The sequence below is a fragment of the Mesorhizobium sp. M0410 genome (genome assembly GCF_040321435.1).
GTDB lineage: Bacteria > Pseudomonadota > Alphaproteobacteria > Rhizobiales > Rhizobiaceae > Mesorhizobium.
In genome coordinates this window covers 1-22,499 of the sequence record NZ_JAMYRN010000021.1, presented here as the reverse complement: position 1 = coordinate 22,499, position 22,499 = coordinate 1, and the positions used below count along the sequence as shown (strand labels likewise).

General features: G+C 63.4%; 27 protein-coding genes and 2 pseudogenes. 13 read left to right on the top strand and 16 right to left on the bottom strand.

Annotated elements, in window-relative coordinates; genetic code table 11:
- Positions 1 to 134 precede the first annotated feature (134 nt).
- Entirely contained in the window at positions 135 to 1,292 is a 1,158-nt protein-coding gene (locus NKI63_RS24520; RefSeq protein ID WP_352691739.1) for a sulfite oxidase, read from the top strand.
- Positions 1,293 to 1,430: 138 nt separating this feature from the next.
- Here the strand turns inward: NKI63_RS24520 and NKI63_RS24515 are convergent, their stop codons facing one another.
- Genes NKI63_RS24515 through NKI63_RS24505 form a run of 3 tightly spaced genes read right to left on the bottom strand, consistent with a single transcriptional unit; the run spans position 1,431 to position 2,864 of the window.
- Positions 1,431 to 1,619 carry a hypothetical protein gene (locus tag NKI63_RS24515; RefSeq protein WP_352691738.1) on the bottom strand — a complete coding sequence of 63 codons (189 nt, stop codon included), beginning with the start codon at positions 1,617 to 1,619 and terminating at the stop codon, positions 1,431 to 1,433.
- 13 nt (positions 1,620 to 1,632) lie between these two features.
- Entirely contained in the window at positions 1,633 to 2,508 is an 876-nt protein-coding gene (locus tag NKI63_RS24510; protein ID WP_352691736.1) for a sigma-70 family RNA polymerase sigma factor, read from the bottom strand.
- A 44-nt stretch (positions 2,509 to 2,552) separates the two neighbouring features.
- The gene (locus NKI63_RS24505) at positions 2,553 to 2,864 is read right to left on the bottom strand and encodes a hypothetical protein (RefSeq protein WP_352691735.1); all 312 of its coding nucleotides are present in this window, start codon (positions 2,862 to 2,864) and stop codon (positions 2,553 to 2,555) included.
- A gap of 144 nt (positions 2,865 to 3,008) precedes the next feature.
- On the opposite strand from NKI63_RS24505, the gene NKI63_RS24500 reads away from it, so the two are divergent.
- Positions 3,009 to 3,374 carry a VOC family protein gene (locus NKI63_RS24500; RefSeq protein ID WP_352823683.1) on the top strand — a complete coding sequence of 122 codons (366 nt, stop codon included), beginning with the start codon at positions 3,009 to 3,011 and terminating at the stop codon, positions 3,372 to 3,374.
- Between the two features lie 231 nt (positions 3,375 to 3,605).
- Positions 3,606 to 3,830, top strand: coding sequence for a hypothetical protein (locus NKI63_RS24495; protein WP_254819690.1), 225 nt, complete (start codon positions 3,606 to 3,608; stop codon positions 3,828 to 3,830).
- Between the two features lie 23 nt (positions 3,831 to 3,853).
- On the opposite strand, the gene NKI63_RS24490 is transcribed toward NKI63_RS24495, so the two are convergent.
- The 7 genes from NKI63_RS24490 to NKI63_RS24460 all read right to left on the bottom strand — a co-directional run bounded on the left by NKI63_RS24490 (position 3,854) and on the right by NKI63_RS24460 (position 9,049).
- The gene (locus NKI63_RS24490) at positions 3,854 to 5,077 is read right to left on the bottom strand and encodes an MFS transporter (protein ID WP_352691732.1); all 1,224 of its coding nucleotides are present in this window, start codon (positions 5,075 to 5,077) and stop codon (positions 3,854 to 3,856) included.
- The gene (locus NKI63_RS24485) at positions 5,074 to 6,456 is read right to left on the bottom strand and encodes an NAD(P)/FAD-dependent oxidoreductase (protein ID WP_352691731.1); all 1,383 of its coding nucleotides are present in this window, start codon (positions 6,454 to 6,456) and stop codon (positions 5,074 to 5,076) included. Before NKI63_RS24485 ends, NKI63_RS24490 begins: the two co-directional genes overlap by 4 nt.
- Before the next feature lie 44 nt (positions 6,457 to 6,500).
- Complete coding sequence (locus NKI63_RS24480; RefSeq protein WP_254819693.1) at positions 6,501 to 6,833, bottom strand: ArsR/SmtB family transcription factor; 333 nt, start codon at positions 6,831 to 6,833, stop codon at positions 6,501 to 6,503.
- Positions 6,834 to 6,902: 69 nt separating this feature from the next.
- On the bottom strand, positions 6,903 to 7,325 hold the full coding sequence (gene arsC / locus NKI63_RS24475) for an arsenate reductase (glutaredoxin) (protein ID WP_254819694.1): 423 nt from the start codon (positions 7,323 to 7,325) through the stop codon (positions 6,903 to 6,905).
- Positions 7,322 to 8,008 carry an aquaporin gene (locus NKI63_RS24470; protein ID WP_352507821.1) on the bottom strand — a complete coding sequence of 229 codons (687 nt, stop codon included), beginning with the start codon at positions 8,006 to 8,008 and terminating at the stop codon, positions 7,322 to 7,324. The genes arsC and NKI63_RS24470 overlap by 4 nt, the downstream gene beginning before the upstream one ends.
- A 16-nt stretch (positions 8,009 to 8,024) precedes the next feature.
- A complete protein-coding gene (locus NKI63_RS24465; RefSeq protein ID WP_352475581.1) occupies positions 8,025 to 8,357 on the bottom strand; it encodes an ArsR/SmtB family transcription factor in 333 nt (110 codons plus the stop codon).
- Between the two features lie 68 nt (positions 8,358 to 8,425).
- Positions 8,426 to 9,049, bottom strand: a complete 624-nt coding sequence (locus NKI63_RS24460; RefSeq protein WP_502900506.1) for an NAD(P)H-dependent oxidoreductase — start codon at positions 9,047 to 9,049, stop codon at positions 8,426 to 8,428.
- A gap of 320 nt (positions 9,050 to 9,369) precedes the next feature.
- Between NKI63_RS24460 and NKI63_RS24455 the strand changes: the two genes are divergently transcribed.
- Positions 9,370 to 10,113, top strand: a complete 744-nt coding sequence (locus NKI63_RS24455) for an SDR family oxidoreductase (protein WP_352507822.1) — start codon at positions 9,370 to 9,372, stop codon at positions 10,111 to 10,113.
- A 45-nt stretch (positions 10,114 to 10,158) separates the two neighbouring features.
- Here NKI63_RS24455 and NKI63_RS24450 read toward each other — a convergent pair whose 3' ends face one another.
- Both NKI63_RS24450 and NKI63_RS24445 read right to left on the bottom strand, forming a co-directional pair.
- The gene (locus NKI63_RS24450; RefSeq protein ID WP_352507823.1) at positions 10,159 to 10,749 is read right to left on the bottom strand and encodes a DUF922 domain-containing Zn-dependent protease; all 591 of its coding nucleotides are present in this window, start codon (positions 10,747 to 10,749) and stop codon (positions 10,159 to 10,161) included.
- Positions 10,750 to 11,048: 299 nt separating this feature from the next.
- Complete coding sequence (locus NKI63_RS24445) at positions 11,049 to 11,474, bottom strand: MerR family transcriptional regulator (RefSeq protein ID WP_352691729.1); 426 nt, start codon at positions 11,472 to 11,474, stop codon at positions 11,049 to 11,051.
- A gap of 63 nt (positions 11,475 to 11,537) precedes the next feature.
- Here NKI63_RS24445 and NKI63_RS24440 point away from each other — a divergent pair, with 63 nt between their 5' ends.
- Positions 11,538 to 12,284, top strand: coding sequence for a cation efflux transmembrane domain-containing protein (locus NKI63_RS24440; RefSeq protein ID WP_352691728.1), 747 nt, complete (start codon positions 11,538 to 11,540; stop codon positions 12,282 to 12,284).
- Between the two features lie 99 nt (positions 12,285 to 12,383).
- Here NKI63_RS24440 and NKI63_RS24435 read toward each other — a convergent pair.
- Positions 12,384 to 12,539: pseudogene (locus tag NKI63_RS24435) on the bottom strand (tyrosine-type recombinase/integrase); the annotation flags it as partial.
- A 365-nt stretch (positions 12,540 to 12,904) separates the two neighbouring features.
- Here NKI63_RS24435 and NKI63_RS24430 point away from each other — a divergent pair.
- The gene (locus NKI63_RS24430; protein ID WP_352803925.1) at positions 12,905 to 13,549 is read left to right on the top strand and encodes a peroxiredoxin-like family protein; all 645 of its coding nucleotides are present in this window, start codon (positions 12,905 to 12,907) and stop codon (positions 13,547 to 13,549) included.
- A 405-nt stretch (positions 13,550 to 13,954) separates the two neighbouring features.
- Here the strand turns inward: NKI63_RS24430 and NKI63_RS24425 are convergent, their stop codons facing one another.
- Positions 13,955 to 14,263 (bottom strand): hypothetical protein, encoded by a 309-nt coding sequence (locus NKI63_RS24425; protein WP_352691934.1) that lies wholly within the window; start codon positions 14,261 to 14,263, stop codon positions 13,955 to 13,957.
- A 132-nt stretch (positions 14,264 to 14,395) separates the two neighbouring features.
- Between NKI63_RS24425 and NKI63_RS24420 the strand changes: the two genes are divergently transcribed.
- The 4 genes from NKI63_RS24420 (at position 14,396) to NKI63_RS24405 (ending at position 17,752) form a co-directional block, all read left to right on the top strand.
- Complete coding sequence (locus NKI63_RS24420; protein ID WP_352823672.1) at positions 14,396 to 15,835, top strand: LuxR C-terminal-related transcriptional regulator; 1,440 nt, start codon at positions 14,396 to 14,398, stop codon at positions 15,833 to 15,835.
- A gap of 93 nt (positions 15,836 to 15,928) precedes the next feature.
- Positions 15,929 to 16,693, top strand: a complete 765-nt coding sequence (locus tag NKI63_RS24415) for a pseudouridine synthase (RefSeq protein WP_352740132.1) — start codon at positions 15,929 to 15,931, stop codon at positions 16,691 to 16,693.
- Between the two features lie 156 nt (positions 16,694 to 16,849).
- Positions 16,850 to 17,197 carry an antitoxin Xre/MbcA/ParS toxin-binding domain-containing protein gene (locus NKI63_RS24410; protein WP_254819704.1) on the top strand — a complete coding sequence of 116 codons (348 nt, stop codon included), beginning with the start codon at positions 16,850 to 16,852 and terminating at the stop codon, positions 17,195 to 17,197.
- Positions 17,198 to 17,752: an RES family NAD+ phosphorylase gene (locus NKI63_RS24405; protein WP_352475590.1), complete on the top strand. Its 555-nt coding sequence runs from the start codon at positions 17,198 to 17,200 to the stop codon at positions 17,750 to 17,752.
- Between the two features lie 17 nt (positions 17,753 to 17,769).
- Here NKI63_RS24405 and NKI63_RS24400 read toward each other — a convergent pair.
- Positions 17,770 to 17,894: pseudogene (locus NKI63_RS24400) on the bottom strand (HAD family hydrolase); the annotation flags it as partial.
- An 85-nt stretch (positions 17,895 to 17,979) separates the two neighbouring features.
- Between NKI63_RS24400 and NKI63_RS24395 the strand changes: the two are divergent.
- Positions 17,980 to 19,374 carry an NfeD family protein gene (locus NKI63_RS24395; RefSeq protein WP_352823668.1) on the top strand — a complete coding sequence of 465 codons (1,395 nt, stop codon included), beginning with the start codon at positions 17,980 to 17,982 and terminating at the stop codon, positions 19,372 to 19,374.
- Positions 19,371 to 20,138, top strand: a complete 768-nt coding sequence (locus NKI63_RS24390; protein ID WP_352705623.1) for a slipin family protein — start codon at positions 19,371 to 19,373, stop codon at positions 20,136 to 20,138. The genes NKI63_RS24395 and NKI63_RS24390 overlap by 4 nt, the downstream gene beginning before the upstream one ends.
- A 39-nt stretch (positions 20,139 to 20,177) precedes the next feature.
- Here NKI63_RS24390 and NKI63_RS24385 read toward each other — a convergent pair whose 3' ends face one another.
- A complete protein-coding gene (locus NKI63_RS24385) occupies positions 20,178 to 21,107 on the bottom strand; it encodes a LysR family transcriptional regulator (RefSeq protein ID WP_352740126.1) in 930 nt (309 codons plus the stop codon).
- Positions 21,108 to 21,212: 105 nt separating this feature from the next.
- Here NKI63_RS24385 and NKI63_RS24380 point away from each other — a divergent pair, with 105 nt between their 5' ends.
- Positions 21,213 to 22,223 (top strand): zinc-dependent alcohol dehydrogenase family protein, encoded by a 1,011-nt coding sequence (locus NKI63_RS24380; RefSeq protein WP_352753642.1) that lies wholly within the window; start codon positions 21,213 to 21,215, stop codon positions 22,221 to 22,223.
- Positions 22,224 to 22,499: the final 276 nt, after the last annotated feature.

Below are 22,499 nucleotides of genomic sequence, written 5' to 3'. Positions count from 1 at the left end.
CGGTGATTGTCTGAGCCATCCGGATACTTCCGAATGGGCAGACTTCACATTCTGTCGCCTATCCGTGATCAGGCTACGGCCGAAGGCACGTTGCAGCCCGTTCCGGATCAACGATCAACTGGGAGGTAAACAACATGCCTGATTTTCAGCGCAGAGAACTTCTTGTTCAAGGAAGCGCGGCTCTTGCCGCAATTGCTGCTCTCTATACCTCGCGTCGGGCTTACGCTTTTCCAACACGGCCGAGCGAGGAAGTTATTCCATGGCTGGATCAGCCGACCGAAAATCCCGATCCGGTAGGTATCCAGAAACAGCTTGTCTGGGAAGATTTGGATAGCTGGATAACGCCAAACGACAAGTTCTTCAGCATCTCGCATTTCAACCGACCAACGATCGACGAGAAGACATGGTCGATGGAGATCGGAGGCCTGGTCAACAAGCCCTTAAAATTGACGCTCGCCGACATCAGGGCACGACCGCGGCAGGAGGTCGTTTTCACAGTGGAATGCTCGGGCAACCACGGGTTTCCCTTCTTCACCGGCGGCATCGGCAATGCCCGCTGGGCTGGGACGCCGCTCGCCCCGATCCTCGAGGAAGCCGGCGTTCTGGAGAAGGGCATCGAGGTCGTCTTTTTCGGTACTGACAAAGGCGAGGTCGCAATACGCGACGTCAAGATGCAGCAGAACTTCGCTCGCAGCATGTCGCTCGCCCACGCGATGAACCCCGATAATCTCCTCTGCTATGAAATGAATGGAGCCGTCTTGCCGGCGCCCAATGGCTTCCCGGTACGGCTCATTGCGCCAGGCTGGTACGGGATCGCCAACGTCAAGTGGCTAAAGCGCATCGAGGTTCGCGATACGCGGTTCATGAGCCTTCTGATGGCCCGTGACTATGTCACCATCCGGGAGGAGGACCACAACGGCGAGACCGTATGGGCCGAGACGTCAGTCGGGCGAGCGCTGATAAAGTCCGCGCCTGCGAAGGTTACCCGGAAAGACTCGGATTACCGCATCGTTGGCGCAGCCTGGGGGGCGCCGATCGACCGGGTCGAAGTTCAAATCGACCAGGGGCCTTGGGCACCAGCGACCATTGACCACAGTGAGGAGGCAGAGCACGCCTGGAAAATTTGGTCCCTGGCTTGGGCAAATCCCTCTCCTGGAGAACACACGGTGACCTCGCGCGCGGTCAGCACCACGGGACAAATTCAACCGGCGATGGACGATCCCTTGATTGCCAAGAAACACACATACTGGGAGAGCAATGGCCAGGTGACGCGCCGCGTGCGTGTCGGCTAGAGCATTTTGCAGCCAAATGGAATCATTTTGCGTCCGCATAAATGCGGCAAAACAAATAGTTAGAGTGGGTTACCGGTTCCAGGAGAGCCGGAACCGCTCTAAGAACTTGCGGCCATCTGGCAATTGCGTTTGGGTCAACTAGGAAGAGGCTGCCTGATCCGAAAGCTGGCGCCGCTCTATATCGAGCATGACGGCTGTGGGCCGTAGATCCTCTTCGCGACGATACCGCTCCCCGAAATCGGAAGCGGAACCCTTCAGCTTGGTGACCGAGGCGATGGCAGACTTGTCCGGTGGCGCAACCTTGGCCCCGTCGCCTCCGCGCGCCATCGCGGCAAGCCCCTCACCGCTCTATCGTACTGATCTCCGCATCGGGCAAGCACCAGGGTGCGTAGCGGAAATCCCGGATCTGGATGACCTCCTCGCCCGCCCATTCGACCAGCATGAAGCCGCGCACGGCGCCGTCCGGGTCCCCAGGGTTGCGGATGAGGATCGCCGGCCGGCCGTCGACAAAGCCCAGCGACAGCGCCCAATCGGTCGCGCGGTCGTAATTGCCGAAATAGGTCGACACTTCGGCCTTGCCGCGCAGGCGGACGCGGTTGACGACATCGAGCCGGACGTCCTCGGCGATCAGAGCCCTGACCGCGTCGAAGTCGCGCGCGTTGAACAGGTCGACATAGCGCCGCAGCCGGCGCTCGTCATCGGCGTCGAGCCTCGGCGCGAGCGCCTGCTCGGGCTGCAGCGCCAGCAGCTTGAGCTGCGCCCGCCCGCGATGCAGCGCGGCCTTGGTGGCGGCGAGCGTCGCGCCGGTGACTTCGCAGGTCTCGTGCAGGCTGAGGCCGAGCACGTCGACCAGGATCACGGCGCTGCGCTGCGGCACCGAAAGCTGCATGAAGGAGCGCAGGCCGGTCTGGGCGGCGAGCCGGCTGTCGGCGCTGCCGGAGGGATCCTCGATGACGCTCATGTCGGCCTCGGTCATGCGCGACCTTTCCCGATTGCGCCGCCGCAGATGATCCTGCGCGGCATTGTGGGCGATGCGAAACAGCCATTGCTCCGGCCGTTCGACCATCGCGCCGCCGTCGATCGCCTGCAGCGCCTTGATCAGCACCTCCTGGACGATATCCTCGCCGTCGATCACCGAGCCGGCCATGCGCGCGCAGTAACGATGCAGCCTTGGCCGCAACCCGACGAGCATCGCCTCCAAAGTCGCCCTGTTCATTTTCGGCGTAGCTTCCCATTTCTGCGCGAGCGGCATGGCAGGCGCTACCCGGCGTTTTGATCCGCCAGCATACGGTAGTTGCCGATGACTTTGACAGGCGATCGCATTGCCGGGGTCGAGCGGCGCTGGGCGTGGTTTTCCGTAAACGCCTTGAAGGCCGCAAGCCCGGTCAGCGTCGACGAATCGCCGTCCTGACCGACGATGTGGACGAACGAACCATCGTCCAGCTCGAGCACGAGATAGCGCACCGTCGGCGGTGCCGCCTCGCCCAGCGCTTCGAACACTTTTTCGACCAGCGCGCGGTTATTGTCCAGGTCGGCTTGGTTCACACCATATCGAATAAGCGCATAGTTCATCGTCGTCTCCTGACTGGTTGGTATGAACGAAGGACGACCGGCCGCGCCGAAAAGATTCTCACTACCGAAGAATCTTTTCGGTTGCCCGCATCGTCTTTTCCGCGTGGGCGGCTGCGCGGCAGCCATCAAGCAGGAGAGACGATCATGCATATCCAGTTTGCCGAGCTTCCAGTGTTCGACCAGCACCGTGCCAAGGCGTTCTACACCAGGCATCTCGCCTGTCAGGTGCTGGCCGACCAGAAGATGGGCGATGGCGGCTGGCGCTGGATCGAGCTGGCGTTTCCGCATGCCGTGACGAACCTGCATTTCATCAGGCGCGCCGACGACACCCCCGCCGCGGAGCCGGTATTGGTGCTGGTCGACGAAAATGTCGGAGCAATGACCGCGGCGTTGAAAGCGGGCGGCGTCGAGACCGTCACCGAACCTCATGAGGCGCCGTGGCAGCCGGGCCGCACGGTGGCGGAGTTTCGCGACAGCGAAGGCAACCGCATGGTCCTCGCCAGCCGATAAGCCTCCGGAACCCTCTGTCTGGCGGGGCGTCGTACCTAAGTCCTACCTCCGGCCGGACCATCGGCCGTGCTTCCTTCGCATTATTATTTCGTGACCTCTGCGCGCCGGAACCTTCCCTTGCATCGGGCGTTCGGGCGCTGTATTCGCGATGCCTCATATTTAGGCAGGCGGAGGAAATGCGAATAAGGGCGGGTGGCAAAACAAACATGGGCCGGGGAGGAGCATCTTACCATGTCGAACCGTAAAATCGGAATGTCCCACAGTTTGGGGCTGCGCGTTGCTGACCTCAAAGCCAGAATGCGAAGCGCCCAGATCACCGAGCACGAGATGAAGACGTTTCAGAAAGTTGCCGCCATCATGGGAGGCGCCGAAGGCTCCCTGCGGCTGGATGCCGACGATCTGATCGCCGCATCCTTCCTTGCCGACCCCTTAGAAGATCTCCCGCTACCCAGGTGAAGGGGGTGAACGCTGGTCAAATCCTATCGGGATTGAACCTGCGATTCCCGCCGGCGGAGCATCCGCCAGCCCAAGCCGCATGCCAAGAGGACGTTGGCCAGCGCCAGACCGGAAAGCGCGGCCAACGTCCCATGCGGGCCGAAGCGCTCCAGCAGCAATGCGCCGGCCGAGGGTGCCGCCGCCTGGGCGATCAGGCTCGGCATGGCGAGGCGACCCATTAGTCTCGCATAGCCGTTCGAGCCGAACAGCGCGAGCGGCAGCGTTCCCCGTGCGATGGATTCGAGGCCGATGCCCGCGCCATAGAAACCGAGCGCCACCGGGATGATTGGCATGCCGGCCCAGAGCGCCGAAACGCCGATCGCCACAAAGGCAACTGAGGCGAACTTGGTCAGGATCGGATGGTGGTAGCGCGCAATCATCATCTCGATCGCGCGCGCCGCCACCTGGGACGGGCCGACCAGAGCGCCGAGCCCGACGGCTGCGGCCAGCGCCATGCCGCTGCCCTGCAGGATGGTGAGCAGATGCACCGACAGCGTCGAGGAGATTACCGCCGCAAGCGTGAGGGTCGCGGCCAGAACGATCATGATCGACGGATCCATATTGTTTTCCAGGACCGGTGCCGCCTCCTTCAATTCTGGTTTGACTGCCGGTTGCGGCGCCGCGCGGGGCAGGATCACCAGATAGAGCGGAAGCGCAATTGCCAGCTGAAAGGCGGCGTAAACCAGGCAGGTGCCGCGCCAGCCGACCTCCCCCAGCAGCAAGGCTGAGATCGGCCAGCAGATCGTGCTCGCAAGACCGCCGAACAGCGTCAGCGCGGTAATTGCGGAGCGCGCGCCGTGGCCGTAGTGGCGGCCAAGCGTGGCGAAAGCGGCATCGTAGAGCCCCGCACCCATGCCCAGTCCGATGATCAGCCAGGCAGCGATATAGGCCGCAAGGTTGGGAGCAAGGGCTAGCCCGATCTGGCCGACCCCGATGCATCCGGCGCTGAATGCCAGGACGTTGCGGCCGCCATCCCGCTCGATCGATGAACCGACGCGCGGAGAAATCAATCCCGCCATGAGCAAGCCGAGAGACAGCCCGCCGACAACCCATGCCAGCGGCCAGCCGGTATCGGAGGAGACCGCCGGTGCAATGACCGCGGGAAGATAGTAGGACGATCCCCACGCCATGATCTGCGTCAGGCCAAGCGTGGTTATGATCACGCCGCGGCTGCGCAGGATGGCCGTCGAAGGCGGCGAAAGGCTCATGCCGCGACGCTGCAGCCGCAACCGCTTTTGCCGATCGTCTTCGCCTCGACATCGGCGACACAGCAGGCATCCGAAGCGGCGGGCGCCGGACCGCCGCAGCACCCCTTGTCGGCAGTACCGATGGTCGGCACGGTGCAGACGCCGGTCTCCGGCAGCACGAGCTGTACATTGTCGGCCGCCACCATGTCGCCGGCGATCGCTGCGGCGACGGAGCGGACCTGCTCATAGCCGGTCAGCAGCAGGAAGGTCGGCGCGCGGCCATAGCTCTTGATGCCGACCGTATAGAACCGTTGCTCTGGATGGCTGAGCTCGCGGTGGCCGTGCGGCGGCACGTCGCCGCAGGAGTGCTCGTTGGGATCGATCAGCGGCCCCAGTGCCTTGACGCTTTCCAGCCACGGATCGAGCTCGAGCCGAAGCTCGCGCGTCAGCGACAGATCCGGGCGTTGTCCGGTCGCGGCGATGATGCGGTCGACCGGGCCAAGCGCCTGCAAGCCGTCCCTGGTCTGGCCTTCGACGACCAGCCGTCCGTCGGCATCGCGGATCGAAACAGCCGCAAAGCCCGTCACCAGCCTGACGCCGCCGCTCTCGGCGAGTTCGCGCACTTCGGCGCCGAGTTCGCCCCGTGCCGGCAATTGGTCGGCATCGCCGCCGCCATAGATGCGCACCAGATCGGTGCCGCGCGTTGTCCAGATGAAAGCCGTGCCGGCCTCCACATTTGCCAGGCTGGCGAGATCCAGCACCGCATTGGCGGCCGAATGGCCGGAGCCGGCGACCAGCGTCGTCTTCCCCGCATAAAGGCTGCGGTCGCGGCCGAGAATATCGGGTATGCCGTAGGCGATGCGGTCGGCAAATTCGGCTTCGCCTTCTGCAGGAATTCCGCCGGCGCCGAGCGGGTTCGGCATCTGCCAGGTTCCCGACGCATCGATGACGGCGCGGGCGCTGTCGCGCCTGGTGCCGGTGGCGGTTTCGACCACCAGCATGAATGGCCGGTTCCCGCGTCCCTTGCTCAGCACCTTGTCGGCGCCCCAGCGCGAAATGCCGAAGACGCGGACGCCGGTTTCGATCGACGGCGACAATTGCGGAAGCTTTGCAAGCGGCTCGAGATAGTCCGCGACGAGGTCGTCCGCGGTCGGGAATGCCTCGGGCTCGGGCATCCGCCAGCCATGCGCCTCGAGCAGGTCTCTGGCCGCCTGATCGACGCAATAGCGCCAAGGCGTGAACACCCGGACATGGCCCCAATCCCTGAGATTGGATGCAACCGCATTGCCGGCTTCATAGACTTTGACAGGAACGCCCTGCGCGATGAGGTGGACCGCTGCCGCCAGACCGACCGGCCCGGCGCCGATCACCGCCACAGGGAGTTTTTCGATCGTATCCATATCTTCCATCCTTCCGGTAATTTCGAATTATAATGCCAAAAAAATCACGCCGCCGTTTTGGCGACCGCTTCCGCCGATGCCGGCGCACAGGTGCCGTCGGCGCAGCATTCGTCCGCGAGGTATCCGATGAGCCCGTTCATGGCGGGATAGTTGGCCCGGCAGATCAGCGTGGTCGCCTGGCGCTCCTGCGTTACCAGGCCGGTGTCGACCAGCCGCTTGAGGTGATGCGACAGCGTCGAGGCGGCGATGCCGAGCCTGTCCTGGATGCGCCCGACCGGCAGCCCCTCATCGCCGGCTCGCACCAGCGTCCGATAGAGCTGCAACCGCGTCGGGTTGCCGAGGGCTTCAAGTTGCGCGGCTGCTTTTTCGAGTTTCATGGAAATAAGCTATTTCCAGAATCGCTGCACGTCAAGAGAATTTCGACAAAGATCGAAATAAGACGATATCTAGCCGACGCGCTTACCGCTGGCGTCGATGACGACCTCGCCGTCCTCCTTGGTGAACGGGCCGATATCCGGATTGGGCAGGATATCGAGCACCGCTTCGGAGGGTCGGGCGAGCATGGTGCCGAGCGGCGTCACCACGATAGGCCGGTTGATCAGGATCGGATGCGCCAGCATGAAATCGAGGATCTCGTCGTCGCTCCACTTGGGGTCGCCCAGGCCGAGTTCGCCATAGGGCGTGCCCTTCTCTCGTAGCAATTGGCGCGGCGTCATGCCCATCGCCGCGATCAGCTCGACGAGTTTTTGCCGCGATGGCGGGTTCTTCAGATATTCGATCACCTCCGGCTCCTCGCCGGACTGCCTGATCATGGCCAGCGTGTTGCGCGAGGTGCCGCAATCGGGGTTGTGGTAGATGGTGATGGTCATTGCGCAGCTTTCATCTGTCGGACTGGTTTCGGTTGGACGAGCAGCCACCCTGCCAATGCCATGGCCAGCAACGCGCCCAAAAGCTCGGCGGCGATGAACCCCGCCAGATCGGCGGGGCGGATCCCGGCAAACGTGTTGGAGAACGCACGGGCGATGGCGACGGCCGGATTGGCGAAGGATGTCGACGCGGTGAACCAATAGGCGGCGGTGATATAGAGCCCGACCAGCCAGGGGATCGAATCCGGACGTGAGCGCAGGCCGGCGAGGATGGTGAAGACCAGCCCGAAGGCGGCAACCAGCTCCGCAATCCATTGCCCGCTTCCGGTTCGCACCGTCGCCGACACTTGCAGGATCGGCAGTTCGAACATCGCATGCGCGAGCAACGTTCCGGCGATGCCGCCGGCAATCTGGGCGGCGACGTAAGCAAGCGCCGCGTTCGTTTCGATCTCGCGTCGAAGCGCAAATACCAGCGTCACCGCCGGGTTGAAGTGCGCTCCGGATATCGGCCCGAATATGGTGATGAGCACGACCAGGATCGCCCCGGTCGGCAAGGTGTTGCCGAGCAGGGAGACGGCGACATCATTGCTCAGCCTGTCAGCCATGATGCCGGAACCGACCACGGTGGCGACCAGCAGAGCTGTGCCGAGGGCTTCGGCGGCAAGGCGGCGGGAAAGATTGACCAAGACGAACCTCCTCCCCCTAGCAGTTGCAGGTCACAGCCTGGATGACAGGTTGGCAAAGTTCCGGCGCGCCATTGCAGCAATCCTCCATGAGGTAGGCCAGCAGATCGCGAAAGCCGGTCATATCGGCGAAGTAGCGCACGCTGCGGCCCTCTCGTTCGGTCCGCACCAGGCCGGCATGGGACAGTATCTTGAGATGGGCCGACATCGTATTCGGCAACGCGGCGAGCCGTGAGGCGATCTCGCCCGCAGCTACGCCCTCGGCGCCGGCCCGCACCAAAAGGCGAAAAACGTCCAGCCGGGTCTCCTGGCCGAGCGCGGCAAGTGCGGAAAGGGCGAGCGTCTTGTCCATATTTCCAGATTTCCAGAAATGGGGAATAGAGTCAACGCGCCTGTTCCGGTGGCGGCTCGCCTAGCTTATCAGCCAGGCACTGTGGCGGCGACCGCATCAGCGCGACCAAGGCTTGCAACCGCTTTCCTGACCCGCTGCAGATGCGCCTGGCGACCGGCGGCCGAGACGCTGTCCATCCGGTAGAGCGCCAGGAATTTGGTCCGGCACAGCGGATGGCAGACGGAGCGGAAGCCGCGCAGCAGGGTTCGCCGGCCGGGCTGCCCCATGATCCACGACATCAGCGGCGTGGCACCGCATGTGGTCATCGCCATCACCCGGCGTATGTGCCGCAATTTGGGCCGCGGACCGCGTCGTGCGGTCGGCATCTCGAAAGCGAAGCCCGGCACCAGCACGCGCTCCAGCCAGCCTTTCAGCATCGCCGGCACGCCATACCACCAGGTCGGGTAAATGAAGACGACCGCCTCCGCCCAGAGCAGCTCCTGCGCATGTTCGTGCACGGGTTGCAGGTTCGCCGCCTTGTCGTGGTAGCCGCGCCACTCCTGCGTGCGCATGACTGGATCGAAGCCGGTCGCATAGAGGTCGAGCAGGTGGACCTGATGGCCGCGATCGGCAAGCGTCTCCAGCACCATATCGCGGACGGCGCCATTGAAGCTGTCCGTGCAGGGATGGCAATAGACGGCGAGGACCTTCATCTTGCGCTCAGCCCGGTCGGTCACGAGAGGATCGCGGTGGTGCCTGCAGGCGCGTCGCATGCAAACAAGCCACCCGCAGACATAGTCGATCAGCTGTTTTCATGCGAAGCCCCGCAGCCCGTATCAAGACGCAACAGCTCCAGTCACGTCAAGGCCCGCTTGTTCGCCCAAAGAAAATTGCGCAGACATGGGCTTGCCGGAGGGCGCTGTCCCGGCCCTTCTGTCCCGCAAGCCGTCCGGTCCTTCAGTCGCCCATAAGCATTGCTTTCAGAGCATCCGCACCTAGCTTCAGGGCGTATCCAAAACCTCGGGAGAAAAAGATGCAGACAGGAAAACTGAGCGGCAAGATCGCCTTGGTGACTGGTGCCTCCTCAGGCATTGGCGAGGCCACCGCCTTGGCGCTGGCGGCCGAGGGCGCCACGCTGGTGATTGCTGCGCGGCGCGCCGAGCGCCTGGACAATCTGGCGAGGCGGATCCGTGAGACCGGCAGTGCGGCGCTGCCGATTGTCGTCGACGTCACCGACGAAACGCAAGCCACGGCGATGGTCGAACGGGTCCAGCAGGAGTACGGCCGGCTCGACATTCTGCTTGCGGTTGCAGGCGTCGGCGTCGCCGCGCCGTTCCGCAACACGACGCCGGAAGAGTACCGCCGGATGGTCGACGTCAACATTCTCGGGCTGCTTTATCCGATCCATGCGGCACTGCCCTCGATGCAGCGGCAAGGCGCCGGCCACATCGTCGTCGTCTCATCCGGCACCGGCCGTTATATCCACCCTTCGGTGGTCTATTCCGGCACCAAGCACGCGGTGAGCGCGATGGCGGAATCGCTGCGCCGCGAGATCGGCAAGGACGGTATCCGCGTCACCTGCATCGAGCCCGGCGCCGTCAAGACCGAGTTCACCCAGAATATGCGCGCGGATGTGCGCCAGGCGGTCGAGCAAAGGCTGGGCGACATGCAGCAACTAGAAAGCGAGGACATCGCCGCCGCCATCTTATACGCGGTGACCCAGCCGCCACGGGTCAACGTCAACATCCTGACCCTCTATCCGACCGAGCAGGCGTGAGGGCCGCAAAGGTGGTACCCTGCCGCCCCCCGCAGCCCTGCAGTATCATCCGCCGGTCATCAGCGTGAACACAAGCTGCCGCAGCTTGCCGCCCGGGCCGAATTCGACCCGGTCGAAATCGCGGCTCGCCTGCCGCTGTGCCTGCGAAATTCCGGCGAGACGTCTCGTAACTTCGGTCCTGATCTTGCTGCAGCCACGGTCATCGGCGACGGTCAGGCCGATGGTGGCCGCCTCGATCTTATGCACCATGTCGATGATGCTGGCGCCATGCACCTTCTCGTGGGCGGCAAGGCCGGCTGAGAAGATCTCCCAGTTCTTCTGGATTGCGCCCGGCAGCCGCGCGGCCGGTTTCGGCAAGGTGTAGGTGATGATCAGCTTCGGCCGCGCCGACACCAGTACGCAGGCGTCGCCTTGCGGCTGGTAGTCCCTCACCCAGGTCAACTTGAAATTGGTATGCGCGATGACGCGGCGCTCGCCGAGCAGCGGCCCGCGCCCGCCGATCGAGGCATAGAGCTCCGGGCCGGACTGCCCCGAGATGGCGTAGGTCTCGACCTTCTCGACCGCCTGCCAGCCGGCATGCGCCAGCGACGTCGGCAGAAAGGCGAGCAGCAGGCAAAGGCGAACGGCTGTTTTCATGCAAGTCCTCGCAGCCGCCGTGATCGATGCAAGTGGCGAGCAGTTCCCTTCCGCGGACAGCCGGCAGCCGGCTATACTGGGATGCTCGTATACAAGAATCCACAGGCAACGCCATGTCGCCGCGATCGAACATTGCCCGGCAACGCCCTGCCCCCCGGACCCAGCTTCCCGGTGAGCCTGCCGCGCGCTGTCTAAATTGGCCTGTGCTCGCGCAAGTCGGAGTGCGTTATCGCTTCTAGCTGACGCCTGAATGCTTCGAGTCGGGGTTGACATTCTGTGAAGGTGCGCCGGTTCTCCGATCAACTTGCCGCCAACTTCCCATGCGCATGCGTTCGGTCGGCGAGCGTTTCGATCACGCGACACTCGCCGACCCGCCCGCAGGCGCATTCCTCGACCATCTTCCGCAATTCCCTGCGCGGAGCCTTAAGACCGGCGATGCGCTTCTCCACCTCGACCAGCCGCGCCTTCGCGATCTCGTCGGCGCGGGCGCATGATTGATCCGGATCATCCTGCAGCGAAAGCAGCGTACGGATCGCATCAACCTCGAAGCCGAGTTCTCGCGCGTGCCGGATGAAGGCAAGCCGCGCTACTGCCCTCCTTCCATAGCGTCGCTGCTTTCCTTCGGTTCGACCCGTTTCGGGCAACAGCCCAATTTGCTCGTAGTAGCGGATCGTCGGTATTTTCACCTCCGCGCGACGAGACAATTCACCGATCGACAAATCCATAAAAAGCCTCTTGAACCTCTAGCCACTAGAGATCCTACAGTGTCTTCACTGAGGAGTCGCCCCATGTCTGAAGCTTGCTGCGATCATAAAACCAAAAGCTGTGCGGGACCGCCGCCGCTGGTTCTGCCGGCGAAGCTGCACGGTCATTCGCATGATCGTGCAGCGGAAGCCTCATGCTGTTCGGGCGGCGTGCCGGTCTTTGACGGCATGAACCCGCGCTACAGGCGTGTGCTGTGGACGGTCATCGCTATTAATGCGGCCATGTTCCTGACCGAAATGACTGCCGGCTCACTTGCCGGTTCTCAGGCGCTGAAGGCCGACGCGCTGGATTTCCTCGCCGACACCCTCACCTATGGGCTGAGCCTTGCGGTCATCGGCGCGAGCTTGAGGACGCGCGCAACGGCTGCGCTGCTCAAGGGTCTGTCGCTCAGCCTGATGGCGCTTTGGGTTTCCGGCTCGACCGTCTATCAGACGCTGATCCTCGGCGTACCCAGCGCGGAAGTCATGGGCATCATCGGCTTTCTGGCCCTTGCCGCCAATCTTGCTTCCGTTGGTTTTCTGATGCCCTACAAGGATGGTGACGCGAATGTCCGCTCGGTTTGGCTGTGCTCGCGCAACGACGCGATCGGCAACATGGTGGTGATGGCCGCAGCTCTCGGCGTCTGGAGTACGTCAAGCGCATGGCCGGATCTGGCCGTCGCCGCACTTATGGCCGGTATCTTTCTAACCTCATCGGTGCAAATCCTGCGGCAGGCCTGGAGCGAATACCGCGAAGCCGCACCAGACCGAACGACTGTGCCTGCCGAATGATCTGTTGGTTATGTGGGCAAGAGCGGATGTCCAGGATACCCGTCTGGTTGTCTGTAATCGGGTCACGGAGCGACGCCTTGTGAAAGCGCCGCTCCCTGTCTTCTGCGCGATCATCGCCTGATCACGCACGCTGCCGGAAAGGGCGACGTCTCCGACGGTGATCGTGACCAGGTCGCAACCCCGCAGCTTGCTGTCGATGGCAAGATTGAACAGCGCAAGATCGCGTTCCGCACCTGATACTGACTTGCGCCGCATCTGATGAAGTGGACCACGCAATGCGCGCAGTCGCGCCATTCGCTGCGCCTCTAAAAAGCGCAAGGGCCCAAGTCGACCAAGGACGCCCGTCTGGAGGAAAAATCGGTTTCGCCGCTGCGTCGCCCCACGGATGAGGCGACCCACTGTTCCGCGGCGCTCGAGACGGCTCGCGAAACGGGCGACCCGCAGATGAATTTTTCGTGTTATGATGCGCTTGCAACACGCGTAATCTCGACCTCGGCAATATGGCAGAGGTCGAAAGCTATTGCCTTGGCACAGGAAGCTTTCGCCCCCGGCAACTTGATCGCCTCCGAAACGCTGGGTGTGCTGCTTTCCCTGACTGACCCAGGGCGAGGAGGTTGTCCATGTCCACGAGTAGTGTTGACCGCCCGCTGCAGCCAGGCGACCGGGCACCGAATGTTGTGCTCAATGCGATCTCACGCGAAGGCAAGATCGCGCTCGATGATTTTCGAGGCCGTAGCCCGTTGTTGATCGGTTTGTTCCGAGGCCTGCACTGTCCGTTCTGCCGGCGCCATGTCGCGGCGATGGCGCAACTTAAGCCGGCCCTGCGTGAGCAAGGCGTCGAATGCCTGGCGGTGGTCAATACGCCAGTCGAGCGGGCGCGGCTCTATTTCCGTTACCACCCGGCACCCGATCTTCTCGCTGCATCCGACCCGGAGCGGGCCTCGCACCGTGCCTTCGGCTTGCGCGAGGTCGGGATGGAAACGGTCATGGCGATACCGTTCCATCTCCCGGGCGAGTTGCCCGAGCCTATGGACGTCATGGCAATGAATGAATTTCTTAACAAGAAGGAAGGTTATGAGATTACGGAAGTCGATCAGCAGGCGATGGCTTCCAGCCAGGCGCAGCTTGTCGGTCAATTCCTAATCGACCGGGCGGGCATCGTACGCTGGAACTTCACTGAAGTTCTGGAGGATGGCCTCAACACCTTCAGAGCGCCGAATCCCGAGGAATTGATGTCGGCAGCTTCCGAAGTTGCACATACTTAGGCTGCGGAACCAGGCTGCTGAAAGCTCGCTCGACGAGCACCGAACTGTGGTGATTTTGGATTCAACCATCATCGAGATGCTCAGGCGTGGAGAGCTAACGGCCGGCTGGCGTGCCGTCCAAGTGGTACAGCGCGTGGTCCAGGCGGAGTGGCGCGTGGTCGTCTTCGATCCCCATCAAATCCCCCGCATGAGTTAGGACGTCCCGTGGGCACTGGGATGGTTTGCTGCCCGGGTGTGTACCCGGCGCGTTTACCTGAGGTGTCGCCCGGTGTCGGGCGGCAGCATCGGGAAGGTTCCTGGGCGCGTTGAAAGCGCACGGCGCTGAGCGGATCAAGATGGATCCGGCGCGGTCTTCTGCTCAACATTGCCGAAAGCTTGCGCCGCAAAGGGGCGGATCGCTGGTTGCTAGCGGGCGGCGAGCTTGTCGGACCGTTTGCAATACAGGCGGACGCCGACAGGCACGATCTCATAGCCGGCGTCGTTCAACTGGAGTTTCATCTCCTCGAAATGCCGCTTTGAGCCGCTGACGATCGATTCAGGCGTGTAGTCCCAGCCGTTGCGGGCGGCATTGGCCAGGATGTCGGCGTAGAGTCGCATGCTCGTGATTTTCACATCCGATTCCAGCACCTGCCTGCATCCTCTTGCGAACGACGGCGACAGACCCGCCGAAGAACTCAAAATCGCGCATGCAATAACGACCGAAACGGTACGCATGGAAGCCCTCCCCTGACCACAGCTGTTGCTGCGGGCGACCTTGCAGTTTGTGCGTCAGCGGCGGCATCGGGCAGATGCAGTATTCGACCTCCTGCATTTGTAGTATTCTTCCGCTGGGGACGGGGTTCCAGCATGATGCTCAACGACGCTTCGAAAGCCCAGGCGCTCGACGCCTTGTCGGGTCGCGAGCGCGCGGTTGCGGAAAAATTCGCGTCCGGTATGACTTACCGTGAAATCGGCAAGGCGCTTTTCATTGCCCCGACCACAGTTCGCACTCACCTTGCGAGCATCTACGAAAAGCTCGGCGTACGGACGAAGATCGGGCTTGCGACCTACTTTAGCGGTGTCCCGCGCGCGTCGCAGGAAGCGCTTTTGCCTTTGTCCGAAGCCCCGCCAACGCTTGCCATATTCCCGATTGAATGCCTCAATTCCGAAGAGCGATGGCGTCGCTTTGCCGATGGCCTGTCGTCGGACATCACCATCGACCTGGCGCGCTACGCAGGCTTGCCTGTCATAGCCTTTCACACGATGAAATCACTGGGCAGCAAGCCGGCCGATTTTGCCGCGGACGGTAAGACGCTCGGCGTCACCTATATAGTTTCGGGCCGGTTGCGCGCCGACGACCAGAGGGTTCGCTTGACGATAGAGCTTGCCGATGCTCGTAACGGCGTCAGCCTGTGGAGGGAGCGCTACGACCGGCCTGTCGAGGACATTTTCGAGCTGCAGGACAGCCTGACCGAAAGCATCATCAATGTGTTTGCCGGCAGTTACGGAACCCTCGCCACCGTCGGCCGCAACGCGGTTCGCCGCAAGCCGCCGGCCAGCCTGCGCGCCTATGATTGCTATCTGCTCGGTGTAGAACAGCACACGACGTTCAGCCGCGCCGGCAATGCGGCGGCGATCCGTCTGTTTTTACGAGCGCTGGAGCTTGACCCCACTTTCGCCAACTGCTGGGCCGAACTCGCCTATGCCTATTCGATCGAGGCCTGCAACGGCTTTGGCGACGACGTGCTGACCTCGATCGAGAACTGGCGGACGGCGGCTGAAAACGCACTGCGCCTCGACCCGACGGACAGCTGCGCCCACGCGTGCCTTGGCAACCTCAGAGCATGCCTTGGCGATCTCGAAGGAGCGGAGCGCGCCCACCGGCGCGCTCTCGAGTACGGCTTCAATCATGCCGGCATATTGCCGCTACTTGCCGGCAGCAAGGCGCTTGTCGTTGGCGATCCGGCCGAGGCAATTCCGCTCATCGAGCGTGCCATGCGGCTTAACCCACTGGCCCCGCCCTGGTATTTCGGCATGCAGGGCCGCATTCTGTTCGCCGCCGGCAGACACCGGCAAGCCATTGCAGCGCTCCGCCGGAGTTCGCCGGAGTCGCCGGACGTGCTGATGTTTCTGGCGCTCGCGCATGCGGCCACGGGTGAGGCCGGCGAAGCGGCCAGGTTTGCCGCCCGTTTGAAAGCCGAATTCCCCGAATTTTCGGTCGAACGCTTCATCACTGCCTATCCCGTGATCAATCCGGATGCCGTGCTGGCCATACGCGACGCCGCAAGGCTGGCAAGGCTCATCTAACAGGGCCGCATGCATCCGAGGCGACATTCCAGTCCTTGCATGGACACACCCGGCAGCCGGTTATACTGGAAACGCGTAACGAGAACCAACGCCATGTCACCGCGACCGAACATTGCCCGGCAACGCCCTGCCCCCGGGACCCAGCCTCCCGGCGTCAGCCTCTGTCGCGCGCTGTCGAAGCTTGGCCTTTGCTCGCGCAAGCAGGCCGAGCTTCTGGTTGCAGAAGGCCGCGTGCGGGTCGCCGGCAAGATCGTGCGCAACGGCTCGATGCGCGTCGATCCAGGCCGCGACCGCATCGAGGTCGACGGCCGCCGCGTCGCCGCCGAGCGCAAGGTCTATCTGATGCTCAACAAGCCGCGCGGGCTGGTCACCACCCGTGACGACCCGCAGGATCGCGGCACCGTCTATGATTGCCTGGCCGGGCTCGACCTGCCTTTCGTCTCGCCGGTCGGCCGCCTCGACAAGGCCAGCGAAGGCCTGCTGTTGATGACCAACGACACGCGCCTCGCGCAGCGCCTGCTCGACCCCGCCTCACATGTCGCCAAGACCTATCACGTGCAGATCGGCGCCCTGCCCGACGAGGCCATGCTGACGCGGTTGCGCGCCGGCGCGACAGTCGACGGCGAATTGCTGACGGCCCGCTCGATCGAGCTGCTGCGCGGCGGCACCAGCACCGCCTGGCTGGAAATCGTGCTCGACGAGGGCCGCAACCGCCATATCCGCCGGCTGCTCGCCGCCCACGACGTCGAGGTGCTGCGCCTGGTACGGATCGCGATCGGATATCTGCAACTCGGCGACCTCGCCAAGGGCAAGGCACGCCAACTGACCGCCGAAGAGCTGGCGCTGCTTCGGGCCTAAGCGACCAGGCACTGGACGCCCGTCGAACCGAAGCGGCAATTGACATTTGCATCTCTGTTTCATATTTTCCATTTGTGAAACCGAAATGCGCCGATGCAGTCAAAGTGTCAGGCTGACACGCATGGGCGAAGCTGGCTTGGAAGCCGGAGAGAAAATATGGCTACGGCGTTGCGGGCGGTTCCCAGATTCCTGGACGAATTGGGCACGTTTGGCGGTCTCAAGGGAACCGATATTGCAAACATCACCGACGTGTCCAAGGCCACGGTTTCGAGGTGGAAGGCCGGCGACATCAAGCCCCAGCCACGCAGCGAGCTCATTCTATCGGATCTGCACTATATCGTCGGCCGACTGCAGGAATTCTACGAGCCAAGCGATATCCGCACCTGGCTTTACGCTCGCCACCCGCAATTGAACGGTGAAAGGGCGATAGATCTCATTCACGACGACCGTGCTCTCGACGTGCTCAAAGTCATCGATCGGCTTGAGAACGAGGTCTTTCTCTAGTTGGCGATCGCCGGGCGGAAACGACGCGATAGCCGGCTCATCGACGCTATCGAGGCAATAGTTCCGGTCGAATACTCCGGAACGGTTTGGCGTGTCGTGCGCCAGGGCCGCAGCCCGATCCAATGCTCGAGCTCCGGTGGCCGTTGGGACGATGGAACATTCGACGTGCTCTACACCTCGCAAGAGCGCGAAGGTGCCTTGAGCGAGATGAGATTCCACCTGACGCGGGGGCAGCCAGTGGTCCCTTCACGTGTCAGATACAATCTCTTCGAGATCGATCTTTCTTTGGACCGGACGCTCAGATTGCTCGACCTGGCCGCCTTGCAGACCCTTGGCCTCGACACCTCGCGCTACGGCCAGCTTTCGTATCAGGAAAAGCACGCCGAATATCCGAGGTCGCAAGACATCGGCGAGGCCGCATATTTCCTCGATTATGACGGTCTGATCGTGCCCAGCGCGCGATATGACTGCCTGAACGTCGTCGCGTTTTGTGATCGGCTGCCGGCCGGAGCGATAACGACAAGGACCGATCACGGGGAAATCGACTGGACTTAGCGGCGGCCCCGCCACCGTCAGGTGCGGCCGCCGACCTCGTCTATATGGCGCAACATGCCGTTGGGTCTGCACAGCCGCGGAACGTGCCCGATTGGCGGAGCTTCTCGGTGCCGTAGCCGCCGCTGAGCAGGCCGACGCCCAGCCGGACCGTGCGATGCGTCACCCGCCGCGAAGCGTCATGGATTTCGGCAAAATCCAGCCCATATCCTAGGTGTGGAGCTTTGAGCGTGAAACTCGCGCGTGCGGTCTTGCTTGCCGCGGCTTTCGTGGCTGTTGCGGCCGTTTGTCCCTCTTCCGCAACCGGAGAGGCGAATGGCCGGGAGAAAATTGCGTTGCGCGTCGAGATCGACGGCGCCATCGGTCCGGCGAGTGCCAGGCAGCTCGAGGAAGCGCTGGTGGTGGCCGCGGACCGAAACGTCGAGGCTCTCATCCTGCAGATGGACACGCCCGGCGGGCTGGTCACCAGCATGCGCGAGATGATCGCCGGCATTCTCGCCTCGCCGGTTCCAGTCATTGGCTATGTCGCGCCCGCCGGCGGGCATGCGGCGAGCGCCGGAACCTATATCCTCTACGCCACCCATGTAGCGGCGATGGCGCCCGGCACCAATCTGGGCGCGGCAACGCCGATCGAGATGGGCGGGCCGCTGCCATCGTTCCCGGACGGCGGCAAGAACGATGGCCCCGAGGGGGACAAGGACAAGAAGAACGCACCCGCGGGCGATGCGATGATCGCCAAGGCGACGAACGATGCCGTTGCCCTGATCCGCAGCCTGGCTGAATTGCGCGGGCGCAATGCCGAATGGGGAGAAAAGGCCGTGCGCGAGGCGGCCAGCCTGTCGGCCGGCGCGGCGCTGCAGCAGCATGTCATCGACTTCCTCGCCCGCGACACCACCGAACTGCTTCAACTGGCCGACGGCCGGACCGTCGAGGTCGCCGGCAAAAAAGAGGCATTGGCGACCAAAGGGCTGCCGGTCGAAACGCTCGAGCCAGGCTGGCTTATCAGGCTTCTCGCCGTCATCACGGACCCGAACATCGCCGTCATCCTGATGCTGGTCGGCGTCTATGGCCTCGTCTTCGAGTTCACGAGCCCGGGCGCGGTCGCACCCGGCGTGATCGGCACGATTTGCCTGCTGCTCGGGCTCTATGCGCTCAATCTCCTGCCGATCAGTTATGCCGGCCTGGCTTTGATGCTGCTTGGCATCATCTTCCTGGTCGTCGAAGCCTTGAACCCGACTGTGGTCCTTGGGCTGGGAGGCGTGGCTGCGTTTCTGCTGGGCGCAGCCATGCTGCTCAGGATCGAGGGGCCCGGCTTCGAGATGTCGTGGGCCGTTATCGGCACCGCCGCCGTCCTGACGCTCGGCCTGGCACTGTTGACCGGCAGCTATCTGTGGGCGGTCCGCAAGAACGTTCCGCGTGTTGGGGCACAGGCCATGCAGGGTCTGCCGGCGGAGGTCCTCGACTGGCAGGGCTGCGAGGGCCACGTGCTCGCCCGGGGCGAGCGCTGGCGGGCAAAAGCCGACGAACCGCTTGCAGTGGGCGACAGCGTCGAGGTGGCCGATGTCAGAGATCTTGTGCTGACGATACGGCGCCGCAATGTGAGAAGCGATGGAGCAAGGCAATGATCATCGGTTATGTGGCCTATCTGGCAGCAGCGCTCGTCGTGGTCATGTTCCTATCCGCGGCCATTCGCATCCTGCGGGAATATGAGCGCGGCGTGGTCTTCACGCTCGGCCGCTTCACCGGGGTCAAGGGCCCCGGCCTTATCATCCTCATCCCCTTCGTGCAGCAGATGGTGAAGGTCGACCTGCGAGTGGTGGTCCAGGACGTGCCGCCGCAGGACGTGATCTCGCGCGACAACGTCTCGGTGAAGGTGAACGCGGTGCTGTATTTTCGTATCGTCGACGCTGAGCGGGCGGTGATCCAGGTCGAAGACTTCATGACCGCCACCAACCAGCTGGCACAGACCACGTTGCGCTCGGTGCTCGGCAAGCATGAGCTCGATGAAATGCTGGCCGAACGTGACAAGCTTAACAGCGACATCCAGGAGATCCTCGATCAGCGAACCGATGCCTGGGGCATCAAGGTCTCCGATGTCGAGATCAAGCATGTCGACCTCAACGAGAATATGGTCCGCGCCATCGCCAAGCAGGCCGAGGCCGAACGGCTGCGGCGTGCCAAAGTGATCAATGCCGACGGCGAACAGCAGGCGGCGGCAAAACTCGTCGAGGCCGGCAAGATGCTGGCCGAGACACCGCAGGCCATGCAGCTGCGCTATTTCGAGGCTCTCCATGACATCGCCGGTGAGCGCTCGTCGACGGTCGTGTTTCCGGTGCCGATGGATCTGCTCGGTCATTTCATCAAGCAGGGTGGAGGCGGAGGCGGCTGAGCGCGTAATCTCCCGCCTCGAGGAGGGAGATCAGCACCCTCACCTCCGCCACGGCGGGACCGGCGCAAAGCGTTTGCCGATCCAGTCGGCGAAGGCACGTGTCTTGGCGGCTTGCCCCTTGGCCGAAGGCATGACGACATAGACGGCGCCCTCATCGGCAAGCGTCCAGTCCTCCAGCACTGGCACCAGCCGGCCGTCGGCGAGCTCGCGTCCGACCAGCCAATCCGTGCTCATCATCAGCCCGACGCCTTGCACGGCGGCTTCGACCAGCACCTCGGCATCATCGGTGACCAGGGGGCCGGAGACCTCGATACTGACGCGCCGGCCCGAACTGTCGGTCATCTCCCAGGCCGGAAAAGTCTGGAAGCCTGAGAAACCGAGACAGCTGTGTTCCAGCAGCGCTTCAGGTTCGGTCGGCGTGCCCCGGCGGGCGAGGTAGGACGGCGCCGCGCACAGCAGCCGCCGCCGTGTCGCGACCTTGCGCGCCACCAGCCGCGAATCCTCCAGTGCGCCGAGACGCACGGCGACATCGAAATTCTCGGCGACGAGATCGACGAAACGGTTGGAGAACTCGGCCTCGATACGAACGTCGGGAAATTCGGCGAGAAACTGCGGCAGCAGCGGGGCGATCCACATGCGCCCGAACGAGCCGGGCAGCGCCAGCCGCAGCACGCCGCGCGGCCCGCCGCCGGCATGCGCCGACGCGGCAGCCTCGGCTTCGTCGACCGCGGCCAGGATGGCGCGGACGCGGACGAGAAATTCCGAACCCGCCTCGGTCAGCGACACGCTTCGCGTCGTCCGGTGCAGCAGGCGCACGCCCAACCGCTCTTCCAGCGAGGCAAGGCGCCGCGACAGGATCGTCGCGTCGCGGCCGATGCGAGCCGCCGCCTTGGTGAAGGAGCGTGCTTCGGCGATTGCCGCGAAGGCGGCCATTTCGGCCAATGCTGCCGGTTCGTACGATTGCTGCATCAGACGCAGAGCTCAAATGTAAAAGCCAAGGATTATATACCAATAGCGCAGCAGCTAGTTTCACTCAATCCCGGCCCGTCAATCGGCCATTAACCGGAGTGAGACATGAAAGCGATCGAACTGACTGCCCCGAAACTGGACGCGTTTCGCGCGGCCACCGTTCCCACGCCTGAACCGCAGCGTGGCGAAGTGCTGATCCGCCTGCGCGCCGCAAGCCTCAATTTTGTCGATGTCGCGGTAGCGAGCGGCAACTATCCAGGTCCGAGCTTTCCGCTCATTCCCGTCGTCGACGGCGCCGGCGAGATCGTCGGCATCGGCGAGGGCGTGTCGAGGGTCGCCATCAACGACCGCGTCATCGCCCACGCAAAACCGCGCTGGATCGGCGGCCGTCCTCGGCCTTACGAGACAAGAGAGATGCGCGGCCTGACGCTGCCCGGCTCGCTCGCCGAGTATGTCGCGCTGCCGGCCAATGCCGTCGTGCCGATGCCGGCGCATCTTTCCTTCGAAGCGGCAGCGACGCTGCCGATCGCCGGCACCACCGCATGGAATGCGATCCGCGCCGCCGATGCCGGGCCGGGATCGGTCGTCGTCCTGCTCGGCACCGGCGGTGTCTCGATCTTGACCCTGCAGCTGGCCAAGGCAGCCGGCGCCACGGTCATCATCACCTCGTCGTCTGACGAAAAGCTGGCCCGCGCCAAGGCTTTGGGTGCTGATCACCTCATCAATTATCGTGAGACGCCGGACTGGGACGCCAAGGTGCTCGAGTTGACCGATGGCCTCGGCGCCGATCTGATCGTCGAAACCGGCGGCTCGGCCACCTTCGCCCGCTCCATCAATGCCGCGGCGCCTGGCGGCACGGTGTTCGCCATCGGCTTCGTCACCGGCGCCGAGGCCACCACGAACCTGCTGCCTATCATCATCAAGGCACTCAAGGTGGTGGGCAACAACACCGGTTCGGTATCCGACCTGCGCGACGCGGCGCGCGCCATCGGCGCCGCCCATATCGATCCGGTCATCGACACGGTCTACAGCCAGCACCAGGCGACCGAGGCCTACGCCCATATGGCAGCTGGCGGCCGGCATTTCGGCAAGCTTGCGTTTACGCTTTCGTGGTGAGCCTGGAGAAGGCGCCGTCGCTGAAGCTGCCGATCTCCCCCCTCGTGGGGGAGATGTCCGGCAGGACAGAGGGGGGCGCGAAGGATCGCCGGCATTCCGGTCGACCTATGATGAGCTGAGAAATTTGGGCAGTTATGTGAACTGCGATGGAAGAGGTCGGCGGGACAGCGCCCCTCTCTGGCCTGCCGGACATCTCCCCCACAAGGGGGGAGATTGGCAGCTTCGCTGTCTGCTCTTAAATCAGCTTCTCCAGCGTGATCGGCAGGTCCCGCACCC

Excerpts from the sequence above, each read along its gene's own strand:
- NKI63_RS24520 (WP_352691739.1), top strand. The coding sequence starts at position 135 with ATGCCTGATTTTCAGCGCAGAGAACTTCTTGTTCAAGGAAGCGCGGCT.
- NKI63_RS24515 (WP_352691738.1), bottom strand. The coding sequence starts at position 1,619 with ATGGCGCGCGGAGGCGACGGGGCCAAGGTTGCGCCACCGGACAAGTCT.
- NKI63_RS24510 (WP_352691736.1), bottom strand. The coding sequence starts at position 2,508 with ATGAACAGGGCGACTTTGGAGGCGATGCTCGTCGGGTTGCGGCCAAGG.
- NKI63_RS24505 (WP_352691735.1), bottom strand. The coding sequence starts at position 2,864 with ATGAACTATGCGCTTATTCGATATGGTGTGAACCAAGCCGACCTGGAC.
- NKI63_RS24500 (WP_352823683.1), top strand. The coding sequence starts at position 3,009 with ATGCATATCCAGTTTGCCGAGCTTCCAGTGTTCGACCAGCACCGTGCC.
- NKI63_RS24495 (WP_254819690.1), top strand. The coding sequence starts at position 3,606 with ATGTCGAACCGTAAAATCGGAATGTCCCACAGTTTGGGGCTGCGCGTT.
- NKI63_RS24490 (WP_352691732.1), bottom strand. The coding sequence starts at position 5,077 with ATGAGCCTTTCGCCGCCTTCGACGGCCATCCTGCGCAGCCGCGGCGTG.
- NKI63_RS24485 (WP_352691731.1), bottom strand. The coding sequence starts at position 6,456 with ATGGATACGATCGAAAAACTCCCTGTGGCGGTGATCGGCGCCGGGCCG.
- NKI63_RS24480 (WP_254819693.1), bottom strand. The coding sequence starts at position 6,833 with ATGAAACTCGAAAAAGCAGCCGCGCAACTTGAAGCCCTCGGCAACCCG.
- arsC (WP_254819694.1), bottom strand. The coding sequence starts at position 7,325 with ATGACCATCACCATCTACCACAACCCCGATTGCGGCACCTCGCGCAAC.
- NKI63_RS24465 (WP_352475581.1), bottom strand. The coding sequence starts at position 8,357 with ATGGACAAGACGCTCGCCCTTTCCGCACTTGCCGCGCTCGGCCAGGAG.
- NKI63_RS24460 (WP_502900506.1), bottom strand. The coding sequence starts at position 9,049 with ATGAAGGTCCTCGCCGTCTATTGCCATCCCTGCACGGACAGCTTCAAT.
- NKI63_RS24455 (WP_352507822.1), top strand. The coding sequence starts at position 9,370 with ATGCAGACAGGAAAACTGAGCGGCAAGATCGCCTTGGTGACTGGTGCC.
- NKI63_RS24450 (WP_352507823.1), bottom strand. The coding sequence starts at position 10,749 with ATGAAAACAGCCGTTCGCCTTTGCCTGCTGCTCGCCTTTCTGCCGACG.
- NKI63_RS24445 (WP_352691729.1), bottom strand. The coding sequence starts at position 11,474 with ATGGATTTGTCGATCGGTGAATTGTCTCGTCGCGCGGAGGTGAAAATA.
- NKI63_RS24440 (WP_352691728.1), top strand. The coding sequence starts at position 11,538 with ATGTCTGAAGCTTGCTGCGATCATAAAACCAAAAGCTGTGCGGGACCG.
- NKI63_RS24430 (WP_352803925.1), top strand. The coding sequence starts at position 12,905 with ATGTCCACGAGTAGTGTTGACCGCCCGCTGCAGCCAGGCGACCGGGCA.
- NKI63_RS24425 (WP_352691934.1), bottom strand. The coding sequence starts at position 14,263 with ATGCGTACCGTTTCGGTCGTTATTGCATGCGCGATTTTGAGTTCTTCG.
- NKI63_RS24420 (WP_352823672.1), top strand. The coding sequence starts at position 14,396 with ATGATGCTCAACGACGCTTCGAAAGCCCAGGCGCTCGACGCCTTGTCG.
- NKI63_RS24415 (WP_352740132.1), top strand. The coding sequence starts at position 15,929 with ATGTCACCGCGACCGAACATTGCCCGGCAACGCCCTGCCCCCGGGACC.
- NKI63_RS24410 (WP_254819704.1), top strand. The coding sequence starts at position 16,850 with ATGGCTACGGCGTTGCGGGCGGTTCCCAGATTCCTGGACGAATTGGGC.
- NKI63_RS24390 (WP_352705623.1), top strand. The coding sequence starts at position 19,371 with ATGATCATCGGTTATGTGGCCTATCTGGCAGCAGCGCTCGTCGTGGTC.
- NKI63_RS24385 (WP_352740126.1), bottom strand. The coding sequence starts at position 21,107 with ATGCAGCAATCGTACGAACCGGCAGCATTGGCCGAAATGGCCGCCTTC.
- NKI63_RS24380 (WP_352753642.1), top strand. The coding sequence starts at position 21,213 with ATGAAAGCGATCGAACTGACTGCCCCGAAACTGGACGCGTTTCGCGCG.